Annotated in this window: 22 protein-coding genes and 3 tRNA genes; 23 read left to right on the top strand and 2 right to left on the bottom strand. The window is 58.9% G+C overall.

Features of this window, described 5'->3' with window-relative positions:
• The first annotated feature begins 39 nt into the window (after positions 1-39).
• From carB to AB4N48_RS20660, 3 genes are read left to right on the top strand one after another with little or no spacing between them, the layout of a single operon-like run.
• The gene (gene carB, locus AB4N48_RS20670; RefSeq protein ID WP_016771764.1) at positions 40-3,261 is read left to right on the top strand and encodes a carbamoyl-phosphate synthase large subunit; all 3,222 of its coding nucleotides are present in this window, start codon (positions 40-42) and stop codon (positions 3,259-3,261) included.
• Between the two features lie 2 nt (positions 3,262-3,263).
• On the top strand, positions 3,264-3,740 hold the full coding sequence (gene greA / locus AB4N48_RS20665) for a transcription elongation factor GreA (protein ID WP_038861135.1): 477 nt from the start codon (positions 3,264-3,266) through the stop codon (positions 3,738-3,740).
• A gap of 28 nt (positions 3,741-3,768) precedes the next feature.
• A complete protein-coding gene (locus tag AB4N48_RS20660; RefSeq protein ID WP_460094234.1) occupies positions 3,769-4,173 on the top strand; it encodes an MFS transporter in 405 nt (134 codons plus the stop codon).
• A 9-nt stretch (positions 4,174-4,182) separates the two neighbouring features.
• Here AB4N48_RS20660 and AB4N48_RS20655 read toward each other — a convergent pair whose 3' ends face one another.
• Positions 4,183-4,491, bottom strand: coding sequence for a YhbY family RNA-binding protein (locus tag AB4N48_RS20655; RefSeq protein ID WP_003221534.1), 309 nt, complete (start codon positions 4,489-4,491; stop codon positions 4,183-4,185).
• 101 nt (positions 4,492-4,592) lie between these two features.
• Between AB4N48_RS20655 and rlmE the strand changes: the two genes are divergently transcribed.
• From rlmE to AB4N48_RS20570, 17 genes are all read left to right on the top strand, one after another.
• Positions 4,593-5,222, top strand: a complete 630-nt coding sequence (gene rlmE, locus AB4N48_RS20650) for a 23S rRNA (uridine(2552)-2'-O)-methyltransferase RlmE (protein ID WP_016771760.1) — start codon at positions 4,593-4,595, stop codon at positions 5,220-5,222.
• Positions 5,223-5,424: 202 nt separating this feature from the next.
• Entirely contained in the window at positions 5,425-7,332 is a 1,908-nt protein-coding gene (gene ftsH, locus AB4N48_RS20645; protein WP_016771759.1) for an ATP-dependent zinc metalloprotease FtsH, read from the top strand.
• Positions 7,333-7,340: 8 nt separating this feature from the next.
• Complete coding sequence (gene folP / locus AB4N48_RS20640; RefSeq protein ID WP_056782869.1) at positions 7,341-8,192, top strand: dihydropteroate synthase; 852 nt, start codon at positions 7,341-7,343, stop codon at positions 8,190-8,192.
• A 16-nt stretch (positions 8,193-8,208) separates the two neighbouring features.
• Positions 8,209-9,546 (top strand): phosphoglucosamine mutase, encoded by a 1,338-nt coding sequence (gene glmM, locus AB4N48_RS20635; RefSeq protein ID WP_041477931.1) that lies wholly within the window; start codon positions 8,209-8,211, stop codon positions 9,544-9,546.
• Between the two features lie 65 nt (positions 9,547-9,611).
• Complete coding sequence (tpiA, locus tag AB4N48_RS20630; protein WP_041477932.1) at positions 9,612-10,367, top strand: triose-phosphate isomerase; 756 nt, start codon at positions 9,612-9,614, stop codon at positions 10,365-10,367.
• Between the two features lie 4 nt (positions 10,368-10,371).
• Positions 10,372-10,755, top strand: coding sequence for a preprotein translocase subunit SecG (gene secG / locus AB4N48_RS20625; protein WP_016771756.1), 384 nt, complete (start codon positions 10,372-10,374; stop codon positions 10,753-10,755).
• Positions 10,756-10,777: 22 nt separating this feature from the next.
• Positions 10,778-10,863: transfer RNA gene (locus AB4N48_RS20620), tRNA-Leu, on the top strand.
• 97 nt (positions 10,864-10,960) lie between these two features.
• A tRNA-Met gene (locus AB4N48_RS20615) sits at positions 10,961-11,037 on the top strand.
• A 139-nt stretch (positions 11,038-11,176) separates the two neighbouring features.
• On the top strand, positions 11,177-11,635 hold the full coding sequence (gene rimP / locus AB4N48_RS20610) for a ribosome maturation factor RimP (protein WP_007973115.1): 459 nt from the start codon (positions 11,177-11,179) through the stop codon (positions 11,633-11,635).
• Positions 11,636-11,682: 47 nt separating this feature from the next.
• On the top strand, positions 11,683-13,164 hold the full coding sequence (nusA, locus tag AB4N48_RS20605) for a transcription termination factor NusA (RefSeq protein ID WP_024011569.1): 1,482 nt from the start codon (positions 11,683-11,685) through the stop codon (positions 13,162-13,164).
• A 27-nt stretch (positions 13,165-13,191) separates the two neighbouring features.
• Positions 13,192-15,717: a translation initiation factor IF-2 gene (gene infB, locus AB4N48_RS20600; RefSeq protein ID WP_041477933.1), complete on the top strand. Its 2,526-nt coding sequence runs from the start codon at positions 13,192-13,194 to the stop codon at positions 15,715-15,717.
• Positions 15,718-15,876: 159 nt separating this feature from the next.
• Positions 15,877-16,278 (top strand): 30S ribosome-binding factor RbfA, encoded by a 402-nt coding sequence (rbfA, locus tag AB4N48_RS20595; protein ID WP_016771753.1) that lies wholly within the window; start codon positions 15,877-15,879, stop codon positions 16,276-16,278.
• A 4-nt stretch (positions 16,279-16,282) separates the two neighbouring features.
• A complete protein-coding gene (gene truB / locus AB4N48_RS20590) occupies positions 16,283-17,200 on the top strand; it encodes a tRNA pseudouridine(55) synthase TruB (RefSeq protein ID WP_024011571.1) in 918 nt (305 codons plus the stop codon).
• 143 nt (positions 17,201-17,343) lie between these two features.
• Positions 17,344-17,613, top strand: coding sequence for a 30S ribosomal protein S15 (gene rpsO, locus AB4N48_RS20585; RefSeq protein WP_016771751.1), 270 nt, complete (start codon positions 17,344-17,346; stop codon positions 17,611-17,613).
• Between the two features lie 204 nt (positions 17,614-17,817).
• Positions 17,818-19,923, top strand: coding sequence for a polyribonucleotide nucleotidyltransferase (pnp, locus tag AB4N48_RS20580; protein WP_460094233.1), 2,106 nt, complete (start codon positions 17,818-17,820; stop codon positions 19,921-19,923).
• Positions 19,924-20,112: 189 nt separating this feature from the next.
• Positions 20,113-20,188 (top strand) — tRNA-Thr (locus tag AB4N48_RS20575).
• A gap of 229 nt (positions 20,189-20,417) precedes the next feature.
• Positions 20,418-20,717, top strand: a complete 300-nt coding sequence (locus AB4N48_RS20570) for a DUF6388 family protein (protein WP_076565788.1) — start codon at positions 20,418-20,420, stop codon at positions 20,715-20,717.
• An 80-nt stretch (positions 20,718-20,797) separates the two neighbouring features.
• On the opposite strand, the gene nadC is transcribed toward AB4N48_RS20570, so the two are convergent.
• On the bottom strand, positions 20,798-21,646 hold the full coding sequence (nadC, locus tag AB4N48_RS20565) for a carboxylating nicotinate-nucleotide diphosphorylase (protein ID WP_076565789.1): 849 nt from the start codon (positions 21,644-21,646) through the stop codon (positions 20,798-20,800).
• Between the two features lie 266 nt (positions 21,647-21,912).
• On the opposite strand from nadC, the gene AB4N48_RS20560 reads away from it, so the two are divergent.
• The 3 genes from AB4N48_RS20560 (at position 21,913) to ampE (ending at position 25,551) form a co-directional block, all read left to right on the top strand.
• Complete coding sequence (locus AB4N48_RS20560) at positions 21,913-24,090, top strand: DUF1631 domain-containing protein (protein ID WP_460094232.1); 2,178 nt, start codon at positions 21,913-21,915, stop codon at positions 24,088-24,090.
• Between the two features lie 64 nt (positions 24,091-24,154).
• Positions 24,155-24,715, top strand: a complete 561-nt coding sequence (gene ampD / locus AB4N48_RS20555) for a 1,6-anhydro-N-acetylmuramyl-L-alanine amidase AmpD (protein WP_460094231.1) — start codon at positions 24,155-24,157, stop codon at positions 24,713-24,715.
• A complete protein-coding gene (gene ampE / locus AB4N48_RS20550) occupies positions 24,712-25,551 on the top strand; it encodes a regulatory signaling modulator protein AmpE (protein ID WP_041477938.1) in 840 nt (279 codons plus the stop codon). The genes ampD and ampE overlap by 4 nt, the downstream gene beginning before the upstream one ends.
• Positions 25,552-25,654: the final 103 nt, after the last annotated feature.

Raw genomic sequence — 25,654 nt, 5'->3', positions numbered from 1 at the left:
ACGGCTTGCCGACTGACCTGCGGATTTGAGTGACAAACCATGCCAAAACGTACAGACATTAAAAGCATCCTGATTCTCGGCGCTGGCCCGATCGTGATCGGCCAGGCCTGCGAATTCGACTACTCCGGCGCCCAGGCCTGCAAGGCCCTGCGCGAAGAGGGTTACCGCGTCATCCTGGTGAACTCCAACCCGGCCACCATCATGACCGACCCGGACATGGCCGACGCCACCTACATCGAACCGATCAAGTGGCAGACCGTGGCCAAGATCATCGAAAAAGAGCGTCCGGACGCCGTGCTGCCAACCATGGGCGGCCAGACCGCTCTGAACTGCGCCCTGGACCTGGAGCGCGAAGGCGTTCTCGAGAAGTTCGGCGTAGAGATGATCGGTGCCAACGCCGACACCATCGACAAGGCTGAAGACCGTTCGCGTTTCGACAAGGCGATGAAATCCATCGGCCTGGCGTGCCCGCGTTCCGGCATCGCCCACAGCATGGAAGAAGCCAACGCGGTCCTCGAAACCCTCGGTTTCCCGTGCATCATCCGTCCGTCCTTCACCATGGGCGGCACCGGTGGTGGTATCGCTTACAACCGTGAAGAGTTCGAAGAAATCTGCGCCCGTGGCCTGGACCTGTCGCCGACCAAAGAGCTGCTGATCGACGAATCGCTGATCGGCTGGAAAGAATATGAGATGGAAGTTGTCCGCGACAAAAAGGACAACTGCATCATCGTCTGCTCGATCGAAAACTTCGACCCGATGGGCGTGCACACCGGCGACTCGATCACCGTAGCTCCAGCCCAGACGCTGACCGACAAGGAATACCAGATCCTGCGTAACGCCTCGCTGGCGGTACTGCGCGAGATCGGCGTCGAGACCGGTGGTTCCAACGTTCAATTCGGTATCTGCCCGAACACTGGCCGTATGGTCGTGATCGAAATGAACCCGCGTGTTTCGCGTTCCTCGGCACTGGCTTCGAAAGCCACCGGTTTCCCGATCGCCAAGGTCGCGGCCAAACTGGCTGTGGGCTACACCCTTGATGAGCTGTCGAACGACATCACCGGCGGCAAGACCCCGGCGTCCTTCGAACCGTCGATCGACTACGTCGTTACCAAGCTGCCACGCTTCGCCTTCGAGAAATTCGCCAAGGCTGACGCGCGCCTGACCACGCAAATGAAGTCGGTCGGTGAAGTCATGGCCATCGGCCGGACCTTCCAGGAATCCCTGCAGAAAGCCCTGCGCGGTCTGGAAGTCGGCGTTTGCGGTCTGGACGAGAAGCTCGATCTGAGCAACCCGGACAGCATGAGCGTGCTCAAGCGCGAACTGACCGTGCCGGGCGCCGAGCGTATCTGGTACGTGGCTGACGCCTTCCGCGCCGGTCTGTCGGTCGAAGACATCTTCGGCATGAATATGATCGACCCGTGGTTCCTGGTGCAGATCGAAGACCTGATCAAGGACGAAGAGAAGGTCAAGACCCTCGGTCTGTCCTCGATCGACCGCGACCTGATGTTCAAGCTCAAGCGCAAAGGCTTCTCCGATCAGCGTCTGGCGAAACTGCTGGGCGTCACCGAGAAAAACCTGCGTACGCATCGTCAGAAGCTGGAAGTGTTCCCGGTCTACAAGCGCGTTGACACCTGCGCCGCCGAGTTCGCTACCGACACCGCTTACCTGTACTCGACCTACGAGGAAGAGTGCGAGGCAGCGCCGTCGGGTCGCGACAAAATCATGATTCTGGGCGGCGGTCCGAACCGTATCGGCCAAGGCATCGAGTTCGACTACTGCTGCGTTCACGCTGCGCTCGCCCTGCGCGAAGACGGCTACGAAACCATCATGGTCAACTGCAACCCGGAAACCGTTTCCACCGACTACGACACTTCCGATCGTCTGTACTTCGAGCCGGTAACCCTGGAAGACGTACTGGAAATCTGCCGCGTCGAGAAGCCGAAAGGCGTGATCGTCCAGTACGGCGGCCAGACTCCGCTGAAACTGGCTCGTGCTCTGGAAGCTGCTGGCGTGCCGATCATCGGCACCAGCCCTGACGCCATCGACCGCGCCGAAGACCGTGAGCGCTTCCAGCAAATGGTCGAGCGTCTGAACCTGCGTCAGCCGCCAAACGCCACTGTGCGCAGCGAAGACGAAGCCGTTCGTGCTGCGGCGAAGATCGGTTATCCGCTGGTGGTGCGCCCGTCCTACGTGTTGGGCGGCCGTGCGATGGAAATCGTTTACAAGGAAGACGAACTCAAGCGCTATCTGCGTGACGCGGTGCAAGTGTCCAACGACAGCCCGGTGCTGCTCGACCACTTCCTCAACTGCGCCATCGAAATGGACGTGGATGCGGTCTGCGACGGCAAAGATGTAGTGATCGGCGCGATCATGCAGCACATCGAACAGGCGGGCGTTCACTCCGGTGACTCCGCTTGCTCGCTGCCGCCGTACTCGCTGCCGGCACACATCCAGGACGAGATGCGCGAACAGGTCAAGAAAATGGCTCTGGAACTGGGCGTTGTCGGCCTGATGAACGTGCAGTTGGCTTTGCAGGGCGAAGACATCTACGTCATCGAAGTCAACCCGCGCGCCTCGCGTACCGTGCCGTTCGTTTCCAAGTGCATCGGTGTCTCCCTGGCGATGATCGCTGCGCGCGTGATGGCCGGTAAGACCCTGAAGGAAATCGGCTTCACCAAAGAAATCATCCCGAACTTCTACAGCGTTAAAGAAGCGGTGTTCCCGTTCGCCAAGTTCCCTGGCGTTGACCCGATCCTCGGCCCAGAGATGAAGTCGACCGGTGAAGTGATGGGTGTCGGCGATACCTTCGGCGAAGCATTCGCCAAGGCGCAGATGGGTGCCAGCGAAGTTCTGCCGACCGGCGGTACCGCGTTCATCAGCGTGCGCGATGACGACAAGCCACTGGTTGCAGGCGTGGCCCGTGATCTGATCAACTTGGGCTTCGAAGTGGTCGCCACTGCCGGCACTGCCAAGCTGATCGAAGCCGCAGGCCTGAAAGTGCGCCGCGTGAACAAGGTGACCGAGGGTCGTCCGCACGTGGTCGACATGATCAAGAATGACGAAGTCACGCTGATCATCAACACCACCGAGGGTCGTCAGTCGATCGCCGATTCGTACTCCATTCGTCGCAACGCCCTGCAGCACAAGATCTACTGCACCACCACTATTGCTGCGGGCGAAGCGATCTGCGAAGCGCTGAAGTTCGGTCCGGAAAAGACCGTGCGCCGCTTGCAGGATCTACACGCAGGATTGAAGGCATGAGCATAACCAAGTACCCAATGACTGTTCAGGGCGCTCGCGCCCTGGAAGAGGAGCATGCTCACCTGACCAAGGTCGTCCGTCCGAAGCTCAGCCAGGACATCGGTACGGCCCGCGAGTTGGGTGACTTGAAGGAAAACGCTGAATACCATGCTGCCCGCGAACAGCAAGGCATGGTCGAAGCGCGTATTCGTGATATCGAGGGCCGGATTCAGAATCAGGTCATCATCGACGTCACGACCATTCCTCACACCGGTAAAGTGATTTTCGGTACCACCGTCGAGATCGCCAACGTCGAGACTGATGAAAGCGTCACTTACCACATCGTGGGTGAGGATGAGGCTGACTTCAAACTCGGCAAGATCTCCGTCGGTTCGCCGCTGGCCCGCGCCTTGATTGGTAAGGAAGAGGGTGACGTTGTCGCCGTCAAAACGCCAAGCGGCGTGATCGAGTACGAGATTGTCGAAGTTCGTCACATCTGAAAGAAGGCGCCCGCTGCATGCGGGCGCCATGCTTTGGCAACTGACCCAGATGCTTTGGGTCGGTGGCCTATGGTTGATTCATGTCGGTTTGCAGCCGGCGCTGGGCCGGATCGGTCTGGCGCCGCTGTTGATCGACGAAGTGGCCAGTGCTTTCGAAGTGCTGGTGGTGGGATTCGCCGCTCTGTGCGTGATCTTTCAGACTTTGGTGCTGGTACAGGCCGAGGGCCTTGCCAGTCTATGGCGGGATTTTCGCGGGCAGGTGCTGTTGATGGCGTTGTACGCGTGCGCGATGTATGTCGCTGTGCGTGTCGGCTGGCCGGATGCGCAGCGCTGGCAGGTATTCAGTTATCTGGTGCTGGGATTTTCCGGGCTGGTGCTGGTCATGCAGCCGGTGCCGGGATGGGGTGGCAGGGTGCGCGAAGCACACCCTTGACCCTGCGCATCACTTGAAGCGATGAACGTTCGACAGCTGCTTGTTGACGCTGAAGTTCTTGCGGTAGACCAGAGCCATCTTGCCGATGACCTGAACCAGGTCCGCTTTGCCGACCTTGCACAGCTCGGCGATGTGCGCGAGGCGCGACTCGCGATCAAGGATATTGAGCTTGATCTTGATCAGCTCGTGATCGGCCAAGGCGCGTTCAAGTTCGGCTAAAACACCTTCAGTCAAACCGTTGTCCGCCACCGTCAACACTGGTTTGAGGTGGTGGCCGATGGATTTGTACTGTTTCTTCTGCTCTGGAGTGAGCGGCATAATCTGACCCTTTCGTCTGGATTCTGTAAAATGGCGGCCATTTTACCCGAGGGTTCGTGGATCCGCCCAACTAATCACGACCCTAATCATCGAGGTGCCCAATGGCGCGTTCCAAGACAAGCCTTGGTTGGCTGAAAAGACATGTCAACGATCCTTATGTGAAGCAGGCGCAGAAGGATGGCTACCGCTCGCGTGCAAGTTACAAGCTGCTCGAGATCCAGGAAAAATACAAATTGATCCGTCCGGGCATGAGCGTGGTCGACCTCGGCGCGGCGCCGGGTGGCTGGTCGCAGGTGACCAGTCGGCTCATCGGTGGCCAAGGGCGTCTGATCGCTTCGGACATCCTGGAAATGGACAGCATTCCGGACGTGCATTTTATCCAGGGCGACTTCACGGAGGACTCGGTGCTCGCTGAAATCCTGGAGGCCGTGGGTAATTCGCAGGTGGACCTTGTGATTTCCGATATGGCCCCCAATATGAGTGGTACGCCCGAAGTGGATATGCCCAAGGCCATGTTCCTGTGCGAGCTGGCGCTGGACCTGGCGGAACGGATCCTCAAGCCCGGTGGCAACTTCGTCATCAAGATTTTCCAGGGCGAGGGCTTCGACGTTTATCTGAAGGATGCTCGGAAGAAATTCGACAAGATCCAGATGATCAAGCCAGACTCTTCCCGTGGCAGCTCCCGTGAGCAGTACATGCTGGCCTGGGGTTATCGCGGTGGTGATGCGTGAAACGAGGTTTTTCGGCGGGGCGATAGGTTTTTCATATTTCGCTCTGCGGGCATAAGCGAATATTGTGTAGAAAGTGTTTCACAAAGGGTTACAGACGGCGCCTGCCAGAGTTGTAGGTAATGTAGTAAGTTAGGCCGGTGAATATCATGCGAAGCGCGCGCCAGTAGCGGAGCTTGCTTCAGAGGGTAGTTAATTGAACGATATGGCAAAGAATCTGATCCTGTGGTTGATCATCGCGGCAGTCCTGGTGACGGTGATGAACAACTTCTCCAGCCCTAACGAGCCGCAGACCCTCAACTATTCCGACTTCATCCAGCAGGTCAAGGATGGCAAGGTCGAACGCGTAGCCGTTGACGGCTATGTGATTACCGGCAAGCGCACCGATGGCGACAGCTTCAAGACCATTCGTCCGGCAATTCAGGACAATGGCCTGATCGGCGATCTGGTCGACAATCACGTTGTGGTTGAAGGCAAGCAGCCTGAACAGCAAAGCATCTGGACTCAGCTCCTGGTGGCCAGCTTCCCGATCCTGGTGATCATCGCGGTGTTCATGTTCTTCATGCGCCAGATGCAGGGTGGTGCCGGTGGCAAGGGCGGGCCGATGAGCTTCGGCAAGAGCAAGGCACGCCTGCTCTCTGAAGATCAGGTGAAAACCACTTTGGCTGACGTTGCCGGTTGCGACGAAGCCAAGGAAGAAGTCGGCGAGCTGGTTGAGTTCCTGCGTGATCCGGGCAAATTCCAGCGTCTGGGCGGTCGTATTCCGCGCGGCGTATTGATGGTCGGCCCACCGGGTACCGGTAAAACCTTGCTGGCCAAGGCGATTGCCGGCGAAGCGAAAGTGCCGTTCTTCACCATTTCCGGTTCCGACTTTGTCGAAATGTTCGTCGGTGTCGGCGCCAGCCGCGTCCGCGACATGTTCGAGCAGGCCAAGAAGCACGCCCCTTGCATCATCTTCATCGACGAAATTGATGCCGTAGGTCGCCATCGTGGCGCCGGCATGGGTGGTGGTCACGACGAACGTGAGCAGACTCTCAACCAGTTGCTGGTGGAGATGGACGGCTTCGAAATGAATGACGGCATCATCGTGATTGCTGCGACCAACCGTCCGGACGTACTCGACCCTGCGCTGCTGCGTCCGGGCCGTTTCGACCGTCAGGTGGTGGTTGGCTTGCCAGACATTCGCGGTCGCGAGCAGATTCTCAAAGTCCACATGCGCAAAGTGCCAATGGGCGACGACGTTGCTCCGGCAGTGATCGCACGTGGTACTCCGGGCTTCTCGGGTGCTGACCTGGCAAACCTGGTCAACGAAGCGTCGTTGTTCGCTGCACGTAGCGGCAAACGCATCGTCGAGATGAAAGAGTTCGAACTGGCGAAAGACAAGATCATGATGGGCGCCGAGCGCAAATCCATGGTCATGTCCGAGAAAGAAAAGCAGAACACGGCCTACCACGAAGCTGGCCATGCCATTGTCGGTCGCGTTGTTCCCGAGCATGATCCGGTCTACAAGGTGTCTATCATTCCGCGCGGTCGTGCGCTGGGTGTGACCATGTTTCTGCCGGAAGAAGATCGCTACAGCCTGTCCAAACGTGCGCTGATCAGCCAGATCTGCTCGTTGTACGGTGGCCGTATCGCTGAAGAAATGACCCTGGGCTTCGATGGTGTGACTACCGGGGCCTCCAACGACATCATGCGTGCAAGTCAGATTGCCCGGAACATGGTGACGAAATGGGGGTTGTCGGAAAAACTCGGTCCGCTGATGTATGCCGAAGAAGAGGGTGAAGTGTTCCTCGGTCGTGGCGGTGGTGGTCAGGCTGCCAGCTTCTCCGGTGAGACAGCCAAACTGATCGACTCCGAAGTGCGCAGCATCATTGATCAGTGCTACGGCACCGCCAAGCAGATCCTCACGGATAACCGTGACAAGCTGGATGCCATGGCTGATGCGCTGATGAAGTACGAAACCATCGATGCCGAGCAGATCGACGACATCATGGCCGGCCGCACACCTCGCGAACCTCGCGACTGGTCGGGTGGCACCGGTACGCCTCCGCCGCCTGTCGTGCAGGATGAGCGTCCGGAAAAACCGATTGGCGGTCCGGCTGCTGACGTTTAAGGCTTGAAATGACTTCTGTACAGTCCCTGACCCGGTTGCCTTGTGGCAACCGGGTTCTTGATTTGGCCCAGACGCATGTTATGGGCATTCTCAATGTCACTCCTGATTCCTTTTCCGACGGCGGCCGCTATAGCCAGCTCGATGCGGCTTTGCGCCATGCCGAAGCGATGGTGCTGGCTGGCGCGACGCTGATTGATGTCGGCGGCGAATCGACCCGGCCAGGCGCGCGAGCGGTTTCTCCTCTGGAGGAGCTCGAGCGCGTCGCGCCGATTGTCGAGCTGATCAATCGCGAGCTGGATGTGATCATCTCGGTCGATACTTCCACCCCGGCAGTCATGCGCGAAACCGCACGGCTCGGTGCCGGCCTGATCAACGATGTGCGTTCGTTGCGTCGCGATGGTGCGCTGGATGCGGCGGCGGCTACCGGATTGCCGGTCTGCCTCATGCACATGCTCGGCGAACCGGGCGATATGCAGGATAATCCGCAGTATCAGGATGTCACCCGCGAGGTCGGCGAGTTTCTCGCCGAGCGCATGGATCAGTGCGCCCAAGCGGGCATTCCTGCCGAGCGGATCATTCTTGATCCCGGCTTCGGCTTCGCCAAGACCCTGCAGCACAATCTAAGCTTGTTCAAACACATGGAGGCCCTGCATGCGCTGGGGCGGCCATTGCTGGTAGGTGTTTCGCGCAAGAGTATGATTGGCCACGCGTTGAACCGTCCCGTGGGCGAGCGCCTGCACGGCGGACTGGCGCTGGCGGCGCTGGCGTCAGTTAAAGGCGCACGTATATTGCGCGTCCACGATGTGGCGGAAACCGTCGATGTTGTGCGAATGATCGCGGCCGTTGAATCAGCCGAATAAGAATGATGGAGCACTTATGAGCAAGAAATATTTTGGTACCGACGGCATTCGCGGTCGTGTTGGTGAATACCCGATCACGCCTGACTTCATGCTCAAGCTCGGCTGGGCGGCTGGTATGGCTTTCCGCAAGATGGGGGCCTGCAAGGTGCTGGTCGGCAAGGACACGCGGATCTCCGGTTATATGTTCGAATCGGCACTCGAGGCCGGGCTGACCTCGGCGGGCGCCGATGTGATGCTGCTCGGCCCGATGCCGACGCCTGCCATCGCTTATCTGTCGCGTACGTTCCAGGCTGAAGCCGGTATCGTGATAAGTGCCTCGCACAACCCGCATGATGACAACGGCATCAAGTTCTTCTCCGGTAAAGGCACCAAGCTGCCGGATGAGTTGGAGTTGATGATCGAAGAATTGCTCGACACGCCGATGACCGTTGTCGAGTCGAGCAAGATCGGCAAGGTGTCGCGAATCAATGACGCATCGGGTCGCTACATCGAGTTCTGCAAAAGCAGCGTTCCTACTGGCTCCAATTTCGCCGGCCTGAAGATCGTCATCGACTGCGCGCATGGTGCGACTTATAAGGTTGCACCTAGCGTCTTCCGTGAGCTGGGTGCCGAAGTTGTCGTGCTATCTGCCCAGCCGAATGGGTTGAACATCAACGATAACTGCGGTTCCACGCATATGGGGCCGTTGCAGGCCGCCGTTCTGGCTGAGCATGCGGACCTGGGTATCGCCTTCGACGGTGATGGCGATCGGGTACTGATGGTCGATCACACCGGCGCCATTGTTGATGGTGACGACCTGCTGTTTATCATTGCCCGCGATCTGCATGAGCGTGGCAAGTTGCAGGGTGGCGTCGTCGGTACGTTGATGAGCAATCTTGGTCTCGAATTGGCCCTTGCGGATCTGTCGATCCCGTTCGTTCGCGCCAATGTCGGTGACCGCTACGTGATTGCCGAACTGCAAGAGCGCAACTGGCTCGTTGGTGGGGAAAACTCCGGGCATGTGGTCTGCTTCAACCACACCACCACGGGCGACGCGATCATCGCGGCTCTGCAGGTGTTGATGGCTCTGAAATCCCGCAACGAAGGTCTGGCTCAAACGCGGCAGGCGTTGCGCAAGTGCCCTCAGGTGCTGATCAACGTTCGCTTTGGCGGCGGTGAAAGCCCTCTGGAGCATCCGGCTGTCAAGGAAGCCAGTGCCCGTGTAACTCAGGCGATGGCGGGGCGCGGTCGCGTGCTTCTGCGCAAGTCCGGCACAGAGCCTTTGGTGCGCGTAATGGTCGAAGGCGAGGACGAAAACCAGGTTCGCGGCTATGCCGAAGAGCTGGCAAAACTGGTAACCGAAGTTTCTGCCTGATACGGCTTGCAAGCCATGATTGTGTTGGGTAACATCTGCGCCCACTTTGACCGACGAGGTACAGCATGCGTCGCCCTATGGTAGCTGGTAACTGGAAGATGCACGGTACCCGCGCCAGCGTCGCTGAGCTGATCAACGGCCTTCGTCATCTGGCCTTGCCTAGCGGTGTTGATGTCGCGGTGTTCCCGCCTTGCTTGTATATCAATCAAGTGATTGATGGCTTGAAAGGCAAGTCGATTTCGGTCGGCGCGCAGAATTCTGCGGTGGAAGCCATGCAAGGTGCGTTGACTGGTGAGATTGCTCCCAGCCAACTGGTGGATGCAGGTTGTTCCCTGGTGCTTGTCGGGCACTCCGAACGCCGCCAGATTCTCGGCGAGCGAGACGGGATGCTGAATCGCAAGTTCGCAGCGGCACAGGCATGTGGCTTGATTCCGGTGTTGTGTGTAGGGGAGACCCTCGAGCAGCGCGAAGCCGGAAAAACTCTTGAAGTTGTCGGGCGTCAGCTGGGCAGCATCATCGAGGAGCTGGGTGTCGGTGCCTTTGCCAAGGCAGTGATTGCATACGAGCCGGTCTGGGCCATTGGTACCGGGCTGACTGCAACGCCGCAACAGGCTCAGGATGTGCATAAGGCCATTCGCGAGCAGTTGGCGGCAGAGAATTCTGAAGTCGCACGAGGTGTGCGGCTTCTATACGGCGGCAGCGTGAAGGCGGCCAATGCGGTCGAACTGTTCGGCATGCCGGATATCGATGGGGGGCTCATTGGTGGAGCTTCCCTGAATGCAGATGAGTTCGGTGCGATTTGTCGCGCCGCGGGAAACTGAAAAAATGCTGGAAACAGTCGTAGTCGTTTTTCATCTGCTGGGTGCATTGGGCGTAGTTGCTCTGGTTTTGCTGCAGCAGGGTAAGGGTGCGGACGCTGGCGCGTCTTTCGGAGCAGGTGCTTCAAATACTGTGTTCGGAAGCCAAGGTTCCTCTACCTTTCTTAGTAAGTTTACTGCTATACTTGCCGCCGGTTTCTTCATAACCAGCTTGGGGTTAGGTTACTTTGCTAAAGAGAAAGCTCATCAGCTGACTCAAGCAGGTCTTCCAGATCCAGCAGTGTTGGAAGTACCTAAGCAACAACCGGCTTCTGATGATGTCCCGGTGCTTCAAGAGCAAAAGTCGGCTACTCCAGCGACTGACGTGCCTCCAGCTCAAGAGCAGAAGTAAGAAGGGTTTCAAACGTAGTATTGCCGAGGTGGTGGAATTGGTAGACACGCAACCTTGAGGTGGTTGTGCCCATAGGGTGTAGGGGTTCGAGTCCCCTTCTCGGTACCAATTAGTCAGGAGAGCCCGCTGTTGCGGGCTTTCTTGCAGGTGGAAGGTTACATTGACCCTAAAAGGGATCGGTCGTATACTTCCGCCCCAGCTTTGTCGCGGGGTGGAGCAGTCTGGTAGCTCGTCGGGCTCATAACCCGAAGGTCGTCGGTTCAAATCCGGCCCCCGCAACCAGTTTAAGGAGCCCCTTTTAAGGGGCTTTTTGTTAGCTGGATACTTTCAACGCCGCTGTTCGACGGCGTTTCAAGGATGGGCGTTATGCCCATTTTTTTATTTTGCAAAGCATGCACATATCATGCACTAGGGGGTTCAGGTGTCGAGCAAGCTAGAAGAGTTGCAGGCCTTGCTGGCCCCGGTGGTCGTGGCCCTGGGCTATGAATGCTGGGGTATCGAGTTTTCGGCTCAGGGTCGGCACTCGATGTTGCGCGTTTATATCGATAAAGAGGGTGGCGTGCTGGTGGACGACTGCGCCATTGTCAGCCGTCAGATCAGCGGTGTCCTGGATGTTGAAGATCCAATCTCCGTTGAATACACCCTTGAAGTTTCCTCGCCTGGCATGGAGCGCCCGCTGTTCACTCTTGAGCAGTTTGCCAAATTTGCCGGTGAACAAGTGAAGATCAAGCTGCGCTCGCCTTTCGAAGGTCGACGCAACTTTCAGGGCCTTCTGCGCGGTGTAGAAGAGCAGGACGTCGTGGTGCAGGTAGAAGACCACGAGTTCCTGTTGCCGATCGATATGATCGACAAGGCCAACATTATTCCCAGTTTTGACTGAGACGCGGATCCCGCGGATCCAATGGCTTGCGAAAGGCGAGGCGTACGATGAGCAAAGAAGTACTGCTGGTTGTTGAGTCGGTATCCAATGAAAAGGGTGTACCGGCAAGCGTAATTTTTGAAGCGCTGGAGCTGGCTCTGGCCACTGCTACCAAAAAGCGTTTTGAAGACGAAGTGGACCTGCGTGTGGAAATCAACCGCCACACCGGTTCTTACGAAACCTTCCGTCGCTGGACGGTCGTCGAAGAGAATGATCTCGACGATCCGGCCATCGAGACCTGGCCAAGCAAGGTTGCCGAAACGCATCCTGGTGCCAAGGTCGGTGACGTCGTCGAAGAGAAAATCGAATCCATCGAGTTCGGCCGCATCGCTGCACAGACTGCCAAGCAGGTCATCGTGCAGAAAGTTCGCGAAGCCGAGCGCGCTCAAGTGGTTGACGCCTATCGCGAGCGCCTGGGAGAAATCATCTCTGGCACCGTGAAAAAAGTTACCCGCGACAACGTGATCGTCGATCTGGGCAACAATGCTGAAGCATTGCTGGCCCGTGAAGACATCATTTCTCGCGAAACCTTCCGTGTCGGCGTGCGTCTGCGTGCGCTGCTCAAGGAAATCCGCACCGAGAACCGCGGCCCGCAGCTGATCCTGTCGCGTACCGCGCCGGAAATGCTGATCGAGCTGTTCCGTATCGAAGTGCCGGAAATCGCCGAAGGCCTCATCGAGGTCATGGCCGCCTCCCGTGATCCGGGTTCGCGTGCCAAGATCGCCGTCCGTTCCAAGGACAAGCGCATCGACCCGCAAGGTGCCTGTATCGGTATGCGCGGTTCGCGCGTTCAGGCGGTATCGGGTGAGTTGGGCGGTGAGCGTGTTGATATCGTGCTGTGGGACGACAACCCGGCCCAGTTCGTGATCAACGCCATGTCCCCGGCCGAGGTTGCGGCAATTATCGTTGACGAAGATGCCCATGCCATGGACATCGCCGTTGGCGCAGACAATCTGGCTCAGGCCATCGGTCGCGGTGGTCAGAACGTGCGTCTGGCGAGCCAGTTGACTGGCTGGACCCTGAACGTGATGACCGAATCGGACATCCAGGCTAAGCAGCAAGCAGAAACCGGCGACATCCTGCGCAACTTCATCGACGAGCTGGAAGTCGACGAAGAACTGGCTCAGGTGCTGGTAGATGAAGGCTTCACCAGCCTGGAAGAGATTGCCTACGTACCGGTGGAGGAAATGCTCAACATCGACGGCTTTGACGAGGACATCGTCAACGAGCTTCGTGCTCGCGCCAAGGATCGCTTGTTGACCAAAGCCATCGCTACTGAGGAAAAGCTGGCAGACGCCCATCCGGCCGAAGACCTGCTCTCGCTTGAGGGTATGGACAAGGATTTGGCGATGGAACTGGCGGTGCGCGGCGTAATTACCCGCGAAGACCTGGCCGAGCAGTCTATTGACGACCTGCTCGACATCGACGGCATTGACGATGATCGTGCCGGCAAGTTGATCATGGCCGCCCGAGCCCACTGGTTCGAGTAATTAGGCGCGGCCTGAGGAGAGAAGTGCATGACGCAAGTCACGGTGAAACAACTGGCCGATGAGGTCAAAACACCGGTAGAGCGCCTGTTGCAGCAGATGCGTGAGGCAGGTCTGCCGCACACCGCCGCCGACGAAAATGTGACTGACAGTGAGAAGCAATCCCTGCTGACTCACTTGAAGAGCAGTCACAAGGCGAAAGTGGAAGAACCACGCAAGATCACGCTGCAGCGTAAAACCACCAGCACCCTGCGTGTGGCTGGTAGCAAGAGCATCAGCGTTGAAGTTCGCAAGAAGAAAGTTTTCGTACAGCGCAGCCCGGAAGAAATCGAAGCCGAGCGCAAGCGTGAACTGGATGAGCGTCGCGCAGTAGAAAATGCTGCCCGTCAGAAGGCTGAAGAAGAAGCCAAGCAACGCGCCGAAGAAGAAGCGCGTCGCCAGCCTGCTGCTGCGCAAACCGCTGCCAGCGACGCCGTTGCGGCACCGGCTGCTGCCGAACCTGTTCGCGAAAGCGCACCGGTGGCTGCTGCTCCTGCTCCATCGGCTGACGTTCGCAACAAGCAGAACGAACAGCGCCGTCCGGACAAGCCACGTGCCGACGATAACAACCGTCGCAGCGGCGGCGGTGATGGCGAGCGCAAAAACGCTCCGCATCGCGCATCGGTCAAAGAAAAAGCCCCGGCACCACGTGTGGCGCCACGCACTACCGACGAAGAAAGCGATGGCTTCCGTCGTGGTGGTCGCGGCAAGGCCAAGCTGAAGAAGCGCAACGCCCACGGTTTCCAGAGCCCGACCGGCCCTGTCGTGCGTGATGTGCAGATCGGCGAGACCATCACGGTTGGCGATCTGGCCAATCAGATGTCGGTCAAAGCGGCTGAAATCATCAAGTTCATGTTCAAACTGGGTACCCCAGCGACCATCAACCAGGTGCTTGATCAGGAAACTGCTCAACTGGTAGCCGAAGAACTGGGCCACAAAGTGACCCTGGTCAGCGACACCGCTCTGGAAGATTCCCTGGCCGAGTCCCTGAAGTTTGAAGGTGAGTCGTTCTCCCGTGCACCAGTCGTGACCGTAATGGGCCACGTTGACCACGGTAAGACTTCCCTGCTCGACTACATCCGTCGTGCCAAGGTAGCTGCTGGCGAAGCCGGCGGTATCACCCAGCACATCGGTGCATACCACGTTGAGACTGATCGCGGCATGGTCACTTTCCTCGACACCCCGGGTCACGCTGCGTTTACCGCAATGCGTGCCCGTGGTGCCAAGGCGACCGACATCGTGATCCTTGTGGTTGCAGCGGACGACGGCGTGATGCCGCAAACCATCGAAGCGGTTCAGCATGCGCAGGCAGCTGGCGTGCCGCTGGTGGTTGCAGTGAACAAGATCGACAAGCCGGGCGCCGATCTCGATCGCATCCGCAGCGAGCTGTCGGTTCACGGCGTGACTTCCGAAGACTGGGGTGGCGACACGCCATTCGTACCGGTTTCGGCGAAGATGGGTACTGGCGTGGACGAGCTGCTTGAAGCCGTTCTGCTGCAGGCCGAAGTTCTCGAACTGAAAGCTACACCGTCGGCTCCTGGCCGTGGTGTGGTGGTTGAATCGCGTCTCGACAAGGGTCGTGGCCCGGTGGCAACCGTGCTCGTTCAGGACGGTACGCTGCGTCAAGGCGACATGGTCCTGGTCGGTTCGAACTACGGCCGTGTACGTGCCATGCTCGACGAGAACGGCAAGCCAATCAAGGAAGCCGGTCCATCCATCCCTGTCGAGATCCTCGGCCTGGACGGTACGCCGGACGCTGGCGACGAGATGAGCGTGGTTGCCGACGAGAAGAAAGCCCGTGAAGTGGCTCTGTTCCGTCAAGGCAAGTTCCGCGAAGTCAAACTGGCTCGCGCTCACGCCGGCAAGCTGGAAAACATCTTCGAAAACATGGGTCAGGCCGAGAAGAAGACGCTCAACATCGTCCTCAAATCCGACGTCCGTGGTTCGCTGGAAGCGTTGAACGGTGCCTTGAATGGCCTGGGCAACGACGAAGTACAAGTGCGCGTCGTGGGTGGCGGTGTCGGTGGTATCACCGAATCCGACGCCAACCTGGCACTGGCTTCCAACGCTGTACTGTTCGGCTTCAACGTGCGTGCCGATGCCGGCGCTCGCAAGATCGTCGAGCAGGAAGGTCTGGATATGCGTTACTACAACGTGATCTACGACATCATCGAAGACGTCAAGAAAGCCCTGACCGGCATGCTCGGCAGCGACGTTCGCGAGAACATCCTGGGTGTCGCCGAAGTGCGTGACGTGTTCCGTTCGCCGAAGTTTGGCGCGATCGCCGGTTGCATGGTGATCGAAGGTGTTGTGCACCGTAACCGTCCGATCCGTGTACTGCGTGAAGACATCGTTATCTTCGAAGGCGAGCTGGAATCCCTGCGCCGCTTCAAGGATGACGCTTCCGAAGTACGTGCCGGCATGGAATGCGGTATCGGCGTGAAGAGCTACAACGACGTCAAAGTCGGCGACAAGATCGAAGTCTTCGAGAAGGTTCAGGTTGCTCGCAGCCTCTGACTCGCGCACTTCAAGGGCCACGATGGGCCGTAGCATGCAAATGCACGGCACAGCGTCCGGACTCTAAACGCAACGCCCGGTCTGGCTTTTGTCAGGCCGGGCGTTTGCCGCTTTCAGACCTTGCGGGTTTCACCGCTGGGCAGTAACAGGTAACAAATCATGGCAAAAGAATACAGCCGTACCCAACGTATCGGCGATCAGATGCAGCGCGAGCTGGCGCAACTGATCCGTCGCGAAGTCAAAGACCCGCGCGTCGGCCTGGTCACCATCACCGCTGTGGAAGTGTCCCGTGACGTCGGTCACGCGAAGATTTTCATTACCGTGATGGGTCAGGACAACGCTGAAGACATCGCGCAAAGCATCAAGGTGCTCAATGCCGCCGCAGGCTTCCTGCGCATGCAATTGGCCCGCGAAATGAAGCTGCGCAGCGTGCCGCAACTGCACTTCCACTACGACGAATCCGTCGTGCGTGGCGCGCACCTGTCGGCGCTGATTGAGCGCGCCGTCGCTGAAGACAATCAGCACGTTGCCGCTCCAGCACCTGAAGACACCAAGGAGTAATTCGGTGGCTCAGGTCAAACGTATCCGTCGTAACGTCAGCGGCATCATTCTGCTCGACAAGCCGTTGGGGTTCACCTCCAACGCTGCCTTGCAGAAAGTGCGCTGGCTGCTCAATGCCGAGAAGGCCGGACACACCGGCAGCCTTGACCCGTTGGCCACCGGCGTGTTGCCGCTGTGCTTCGGCGAGGCGACCAAGTTCTCGCAATACCTGCTCGATTCCGACAAGGGCTACGAGACCCTGGCGCAACTGGGCAAGACCACCACCACGGCCGATGCCGAAGGTGAGGTTTTGCAGGAGCGTCCGGTGACCGTTGGTCGCGCCGATGTCGAAGCGGTTCTGCCGAAATTTCGTGGGCAAATCAGTCAGATACCGCCGATGTACTCGGCACTCAAGCGTGATGGCCAGCCGCTGTACAAACTGGCACGTGCAGGCGAAGTAGTGGAGCGCGAACCGCGTTCTGTTACTATTGCGCGCTTGGAATTGCTGGCCTTCGAAGGCGATACTGCGCGGCTTGCGGTGGACTGCAGCAAGGGCACCTATATTCGGACCCTGGTGGAGGATATCGGTGAGCAACTCGGTTGTGGTGCGTACGTCGCAGAATTGCGTCGGACCCAGGCCGGGCCTTTCACCTTGGCGCAGACTGTTACCCTCGAAGAGCTGGAAGCGGTACATGCCGAAGGCGGCAATGAAGCGGTCGATCGCTTCCTGATGCCATCGGACAGCGGCCTGCAGGATTGGCCGTTGCTGCACTTTTCCGAAGCGAGCGCGTTCTACTGGCTCAACGGCCAGCCAGTACGTGCCCCGGATGCGCCGAAGTTCGGCATGGTGCGGGTACAGGATCACAATGGTCGCTTCATCGGTATCGGTGAAGTGAGCGAAGACGGGCGCATCGCGCCGCGTCGCTTGATTCGGTCAGAATGACCGGAACCGGTCTGCGTTAAGCGGGCCGGCGAGTGTGGCTGTTAACAGGCATGGTCACTACTCATTTATAGATACAGGGATTTGTCCCTGGCCTGTTGAAGCTGTTTCCCTGAAACAGTTTCCTGATAAGGAAGGATTGCCTCATGGCTCTCGACGTTCAAGAAAAAGCTCAAATCGTTGCTGACTACCAGCAAGCTGTTGGTGACACTGGTTCGCCAGAAGTGCAGGTTGCACTGCTGACCGCCAACATCAACAAACTGCAAGGTCACTTCAAGGCCAACGGTAAAGATCACCACTCCCGTCGTGGTCTGATCCGCATGGTTAACCAGCGTCGCAAGCTGCTGGACTACCTGAAAGGCAAGGACGTAAGCCGGTACGCCGCGCTGATCGCTCGCCTGGGTCTGCGTCGCTAATCAGCGATTGCGCTATGAGGTTGGTGGTCTGTCGGGCGTCAGCGGTTTTCCGCTGGCGCCTTGCAGGCTCCCAGCCTCAAGTTTTATCTGCAGCATGGCTTTACCTGTAGCACCCGGACAATTGCCATCGGGCCGATTCCCGAGATTGCCCAAGAATTCGCAAGAAACCGTTTCCCCCAAGAGCCACAAAGAAGGTAGGACACCGTGAACCCGGTAATCAAAAAATTCCAGTTCGGTCAATCGACCGTTACCCTCGAGACAGGCCGTATCGCCCGTCAGGCCTCCGGCGCAGTATTGGTCACCGTTGACGACGACGTCAGCGTGTTGGTGACTGTTGTCGGTGCAAAGCAAGCCGATCCGGGCAAGGGTTTCTTCCCTCTGTCCGTGCACTACCAGGAAAAGACTTACGCTGCCGGTAAGATCCCTGGCGGTTTCTTCAAGCGTGAAGGCCGTCCTTCCGAGAAAGAAACCCTGACTTCCCGACTGATCGACCGTCCGATCCGTCCACTGTTCCCAGAAGGCTTCATGAACGAAGTGCAGGTTGTCTGCACCGTCGTTTCCACCAGCAAGAAGACCGATCCGGACATCGCTGCGATGATCGGTACCTCGGCTGCCCTGGCCATTTCCGGCATTCCGTTCGACGGCCCGATCGGCGCCGCTCGCGTGGCTTTCCACGAAAGCACCGGCTACCTGCTGAACCCGACTTACGAGCAGCAGGCCGCTTCGAGCCTGGACATGGTCGTTGCCGGTACTTCCGACGCCGTGCTGATGGTTGAATCGGAAGCCAAAGAGCTGACCGAAGACCAGATGCTGGGCGCGGTACTGTTCGCTCACGACGAATTCCAGGTTGTGATCAACGCTGTTAAAGAACTGGCTGCCGAAGCTGCCAAGCCAACCTGGAACTGGGCTCCTGCGCCAGAAGCCACCGAACTGCTGGGCGCTATCCGTGCCGAGTTCGGCGAAGCGATCTCCCAGGCTTACACCATCACCATCAAGGCCGACCGTTACGCTCGCCTGGGTGAGCTGAAGGACCAAGTGGTCGCCAAGCTGTCCGGTGAGGAAGGCCAGCCAAGCGCTGCTGAAGTCAAAGCAGCCTTCGGCGAAATCGAATACCGCACCGTTCGCGAAAACATCGTTAACGGCAAGCCACGTATCGACGGTCGCGACACCAAGACTGTACGTCCGCTGAACATCGAAGTCGGCGTCCTGCCAAAGACTCACGGTTCGGCTCTGTTCACCCGTGGCGAGACCCAGGCACTGGTTGTTGCAACACTGGGCACCGCCCGTGACGCGCAACTGCTGGACACCCTGGAAGGCGAAAAGAAAGACCCGTTCATGCTGCACTACAACTTCCCACCGTTCTCGGTAGGCGAGTGTGGTCGCATGGGTGGCGCCGGTCGTCGCGAAATCGGTCACGGCCGTCTGGCCCGTCGTTCGGTTTCGGCCATGCTGCCAGCCGCTGACGTGTTCCCGTACACCATCCGCGTGGTGTCGGAAATCACCGAATCCAACGGTTCGAGCTCGATGGCTTCCGTGTGCGGTGCTTCCCTGGCACTGATGGACGCTGGTGTACCGATGAAGGCACCGGTAGCCGGTATCGCCATGGGTCTGGTTAAAGAAGGCGAGAAGTTCGCCGTCCTGACCGACATCCTCGGCGACGAAGATCACCTGGGCGACATGGACTTCAAGGTAGCCGGTACCGCCAAAGGCGTTACTGCGCTGCAGATGGACATCAAGATCAAGGGCATCACCGAAGAGATCATGGAAATCGCTCTGGGCCAGGCCCTTGAAGCGCGCCTGAACATCCTCGGCCAGATGAACCAGATCATTGGCCAGTCGCGTACCGAACTGTCGGCCAACGCTCCGACCATGATCGCGATGAAGATCGACACCGACAAGATCCGTGACATTATCGGTAAAGGTGGCGCGACCATCCGTGCGATCTGCGAAGAAACCAAGGCTTCGATCGACATCGAAGACGACGGCTCGATCAAGATCTTCGGCGAAACCAAGGATGCCGCAGAAGCAGCGCGTCAGCGCGTTCTGAGCATCACGGCAGAAGCCGAGATCGGCAAGATCTACGTCGGCAAGGTTGAGCGCATCGTCGACTTCGGCGCATTCGTCAACATCCTGCCGGGCAAGGACGGTCTGGTGCACATCTCGATGCTGAGCGACGCTCGCGTTGAGAAAGTGACCGACATCCTGAAGGAAGGCCAGGAAGTGGAAGTGCTGGTACTGGACGTGGACAACCGCGGCCGTATCAAGCTGTCCATCAAAGACGTGGCAGCTGCCAAAGCTTCGGGCGTTTAATTACCCCAACGCTTTAGCGCAATAAAGATGCCCCCGCCGTGCAAACGGCGGGGGCATTTTTTTATCTGAAATAAAGAAATTGTGGCGAGGGGATTTATCCCCTCGCCACAAATGTGGTTCTCAAAAGAAAACCATCAGACAACCCACAAATTTGCCGCAGCTCGAGACCGGTGCTAGGTTTAGCCCACCGCCCGTGTAGCTCAGCCGGTAGAGCAGCGCACTCGTAACGCGAAGGTCGCAGGTTCGATTCCTGTCTCGGGCACCAACTCCTCAGCGCGCCACATCGATTCATGTTCCGCAGGTCAGCTTTTTGTGCAAGAGATGTAAAGAGCCGTGTAATTCGTCATGCAAAAGTCCTATATTCGGTGCCTGCATGAGCATCGCTTAGCAGTTTTCAGATGATCCCGAATGGTTCCGAAGGCCGGCCAGTCCGCGTCAGAGAGATCCTTGATGATCCAGATCCATCCTCCATTCCTAAGATCAGCGAGAACCCCATGACTGAATTGACCCAAGAGCAACGCCACGAACAAGCGCTGGAAAAATACCTTCTGGATGTGCCGGACCTGAAGGATGAGATCAAGGACCTGAGTCCCGATGATCAAAAAGACCAGATCCAGTGGGCCTTCGAAGACGAAGCCGAAGCGCAGGGCTTGCAGCCGTGGGAGCTGACGCTCAAGTACACGAGCACGCCAGAAGAGTTCGAGGCGCAGCGCCTCGTGCTGCACAAGGAAGCGGCGGAAGTATTGGGTGTCGAGTGGGAAGAGTACTGCGAGATGAACAATCTCGTCGTATAAGAGCAGCTGCGAGCTTCTAGCTACAAGCTGCCAGTCAAAGCAGAGTCGCTTGGCTTGCAGCTTGCCGCTTGCCGCTGCGTTTAGAGGCTTAGTCGCATCGACAGATCCACCGCTTTGACATCCTTGGTCATCGCGCCGATCGAGATGTAATCCACGCCCGTTTCGGCGATCGGCAGCAGCGTGCTTTCGTTGATGCCGCCGCTGGCTTCCAGTTTCGCCTTGCCGGCGGTCAGGCGTACGGCTTCGCGCATGTCATCCAGGCTCAGTTCGTCGAGCATGATGATGTCGGCGCCGGCTTCCAGCGCTTGCTTCAATTCCTCAAGACTTTCCACTTCGATTTCCACCGGTTTGCCCGGGGCGATCTTGTGCGCGGCGGCCACGGCTTCGGCGATGCCACCACTGGCGGCGATGTGGTTTTCCTTGATCAGGAAGGCATCGTAGAGACCGATCCGGTGGTTGTGACAGCCGCCGCAGGTCACTGCGTATTTCTGCGCCATCCGCAGGCCCGGCAAGGTTTTGCGCGTGTCGAGCAACTTGACCTGCGTCTCGCCGACGAAGTCCGCCAGGTACTGCGCGCGCGTCGCTACGCCGGACAGCAACTGCAGGAAGTTCAACGCGCTGCGTTCACCGGTCAGCAGTGAGCGCGCCGGGCCTTCCAGGTGAAACAGCGGCTGATTGGCTTTGACCCGCTGGCCGTCGACCACTTGCCAATGCACCGCCACGCGCGGATCGAGCTGGCGAAACACCGCATCGACCCACGCGGTGCCGCAGATGACGGCGTCGTCACGGGTGATGATGGTGGCTTTGGCCAGGCGTTCGGCCGGGATCAGTTGCGCGGTGATGTCGCCGCTGCCGACGTCTTCGAGCAACGCACGGCGCACGTTGTTTTCGATTTCGGCGGTCAGATCGGCGAGACGTAGATTCGGCATAACGGACTCCACAAACAAAGTGGTTCGATTATAGGGGCAGGGCGCGAGCCAACCCAAGGCGAGAACGTTCGTGCCTGACGCATCTGGTCGATTTTCCTGCGCTGAGTGCGAGAGGCATGGTGTATAGGGGAAACCCTGAGGCCTATAGCATCGCTGGCCTCTTTTGCCAGATAATCCGCCTTGTATTTGACGTCATGGCTTTGACGAACGAGTCCAGTTGGGCAGTGTCAAAGCGACGAACCGAATCACCGTTCCAGGAGGCTTGGATGCGCAACGACGGGAAAGTGGTGCCTTTGCACCGGGCGACTGCCGATCTGGCGGACCACTCGCCGCTTGCCCGCTTGCCGGTGATTCTGCTGCAGGTTCGCGACAAGGCTGCCCAGCAGCTGCGCCACGATTTGCAGGAGCTGTTCGATAACGCCGACGACACGCTGTTCGAAATGGCCGACCGGGCGCGCAACGATGTCGATCAGAACATCTTTTTCGAAGCCATGCGCGATCTGCGCCTCAAGCGCAAGAACATCGAGCGCGGCTTTCTTGAACTGTTCTTTGAGGCTTTCGCCGGCCTTACCCAATACGACCCCGCCGCCAACACCCTGCCACGCACGCCGGTGGTCGAAGAGTCGGCGCCGCGCACCGATGCCATGGAGCGCACCGTGGCCGTGCAGACCATGGTCAGCCGTGTGCTCAAGCGCGACGGCTTCGCTCTCGACCAACTGACCGCACGCTTCAGCTCGATGCTCGGCAAGCGCCTGGACGATCAGCACAATCCGCTGAGTCCGGCGATGCTCTGCGAATATTTCCTGCAGGCCGGACGTAACCTCGGCGTCGAGATCAAGGTCAAGCTGATCCTGCTCAAGTTGTTCGAACGCTATGTGCTGGCTGACACCGAGCAGTTGTATGGCGAGGCCAATCAGCTGTTGCTCGCCACCGGCGTGTTGCCACATCTGAAGCCCGCCGTGGCTCGTCGCATGGTCGAGCCTGCGGACAGCGACACATTGATTGAAGATCTCGACGAGCCGCCAGCGGACGAAGGCATCGAGGAAGTGTTCGCCGCGATGCAGCAATTGCTCGCCCAGGTCCGCGGCCGCGTCACACCGACCCTGGAGCCCGGCGCACCGGCGCATCCGATCAACACCCGCGACCTGCTGCGGTTGTTGTCGCACTTGCAGCAATACGTACCGGCGCTGGAGGCTCAGGAAGATTTCGATCTGCGTCATCAGCTCGAACAGTTGCTGACCCGGGTCAGCGTCAGAAGCGGCAGGTCCCGCGTTGTCGCGACTGCCGACGAAGATGTGATCAACCTGATCGCCATGGTTTTCGACTGCATCCTCGACGATCGCAATGTGCCCGATGCGCTCAAGGCGCTGATCGGCCGATTGCAGATTCCGATGCTCAAGGTTGCGGTGTTGGACAAGAGTTTCTTCAGCCGCAGCACGCACCCGGCGCGGCGCCTGCTCAACGAAATCGCCGAGGCCGCAATGGGCTGGAGCGATTGCGACGGCGCTGAGCGCGACAACCTATACGTGCGCATCGAACAAGTGGTGCAGCGCTTGCTGAGTGATTTTGTGGATGACCCGGCGATCTTCTCCGAACTGCTCGCCGACTTCCTCGCCTTCACTCAGGAAGAGCGCCGCCGCACCGAACTGCTGGAACAACGCTTGCGGGACGCCGAGGAAGGCCGGGCGAAGGCCGAGCTGGCTCAGCGGCGTGTCGCGCAGGCGTTGCAACAGGCGCTACTGGGCAAAGTGCTGCCGGCGACGGTGGTGAGTTTCGTCCAGCAGGCCTGGAGCAAAGTGCTGTTGCTGACCTGCCTCAAGCACGGTGATCAGTCCGCCGAATGGCACGCCGACGTGCAGACCATGGAACAGTTGGTCTGGAGCGTGCAGCGCCATGACGACGGCGAATCCAGCCTGCGCCTGCTGGCACTGGTGCCGGGTTTGCTCAAGTCGCTGCGCGATGGCCTGAGCAGCACCGCGTTCGACCCGTTTGCCACCAGTGAATTTTTCAGTGAGCTGGAGGCTCTGCACGTGCGCGTGCTGGAGCGTTCCGACGATGCCGATCACAGCGCCATGCCGTTGATCGAAATTACCCCCGAGCTCTTGCAGCACAGTGCCGGCCAGACGGCAGCGACCCCGGCGCCGCGCCTGGCGCAAGACGCTGCCGGTCTGTCTCAGGTCGAGCAGTTGCGTGTGGGCAACTGGGTGGTCTTCGACGCAGACGAGGAACAGACCTTGCGTTGCAAACTCGCCGCGATCATCAAAGAGACCGGCAAATATGTCTTCGTCGACCGCACTGGCATGAAAGTGCTGGAGCACAGCAGCACCGATCTGGCCCTGGCATTCAGCCGTGGCGTCGCGCGCGCACTGGATGACACCTTGCTGTTCGACCGCGCACTGGAATCGGTGCTGGGCGACCTGCGGCGACTCAATCGCGGCAAGTGATCGCGCGGTGGGGGCGGATCGCGGCATACTGGGCGCCCACATGGTCGGCGTTGAAGGAATCGGTATGCAGTTGGATCCCGCGAGCGGGTGGTGTCATGGCGTGCAGATCTGCCCGTCGCCCAACTTCAATGAGCGCCCGGCGGGCGAAGTGTCCCTGTTGGTCATCCACAACATCAGCCTGCCGCCGGCGCAATTCGCCACGGGCAAGGTGCAGGAATTTTTCCAGAATCGTCTGGATGTCACCGAACACCCGTACTTTGCAGGCATCGCTGACCTGCGCGTCTCGGCGCATTTTCTGATCGAACGTGACGGCAAGGTCACCCAGTTTGTCTCTTGTCTTGCGCGGGCGTGGCATGCCGGTGTTTCTGTGTTCGAGGGTCGTGAAACCTGTAACGATTTTTCCGTCGGCATCGAGCTGGAAGGCACCGATGATCTGCCGTTCACCGACGAGCAATATCGCGCGTTGACTGCGCTGACCCGGCAGTTGCAGAAACGCTTTCCAGCGATCACCGATCAGCGCATCTGCGGCCACAGCGATATCGCGCCGGGGCGCAAGACTGATCCGGGACCGGCATTCGACTGGGCACGCTACCGCGCCGCCCTGGCAAAAGAGGAAGAACAATGAGTTTTCTGGTGTTACTGCTGGCGCTGTGGATCGAGAAGTTTTCGGCCCTGCGCCATCGGCTTCAACGCGACGGCGGATGGATCCGCGAACTGCACAAACTCGAAAACAGCAAACGGCTGGCCAGGCAACCGTGGCTGGTGCTGACGATTCTGGTGCTGTTCCCGGTGGCGTTGCTGGCGCTGTTGCTGCTGGTGCTGGAACCTGTGGCTTACGGTTTGCTGGCGCTGCCGGTGCATTTGCTGGTGGTGATCTACAGCCTCGGACGCGGCGATCTGCTCGGCGGCCTCGGCCCGTTCCGCGATGCCTGGCGCCGTGAGGATCTGCAAGCGGCGGCGCACGTCGCCAAGCGCGACCTGGATATCTGCGCCGACAACGGCGAGCAGTTGCTCGAGCGGGTGCAAGGGCATCTGCTGTGGCAGGCCTATCAGAGTTTTTTTGCGGTGATCTTCTGGTATTTCCTCCTCGGCCCCGTGGCGGCATTGGCCTATCGCCTGCTGGCGCTAGCCGAAGAGCACGGCTGCAATCCGGCGCTGGTCGAGCGTGCTGCGCAGTTGCGTCATGCCTTCGATTGGGTGCCGGTGCGCTTGCTGGCGGCGAGTCTTGCGTTGGTCGGCAACTTCGTTGCGGTCAGCCGGGTGATGCTGCATGAGCTGCTGAACTGGAACATCAGCGCTGCGCAGTTGATCAACAAGGTCGGCCTGGCAGCCGGGGAAGTTCCACCGCCAGTGGTCGGCCCGGACGGCATCAACACCCTCGATTGTCTGTGGGAACTGCTGCTGCGTGCGGCGGTGCTGTGGTATGCCGGGTTTGCCTTGTGGACGGTTCTGGTTCACTGATTACAGCAAGATCAAAAGATCGCAGCCTTCGGCAGCTCCTACCTTGGAACGCATTTCCCTGTAAGAGCTGCCGAAGGCTGCGATCTTTTTGCTTTTGATTTGG

The sequence above is a fragment of the Pseudomonas sp. S2_C11 genome, from assembly GCF_054668395.1.
Note: the sequence above shows the minus strand (reverse complement) of the source record. Positions and strands in the feature narration are given on the sequence as shown.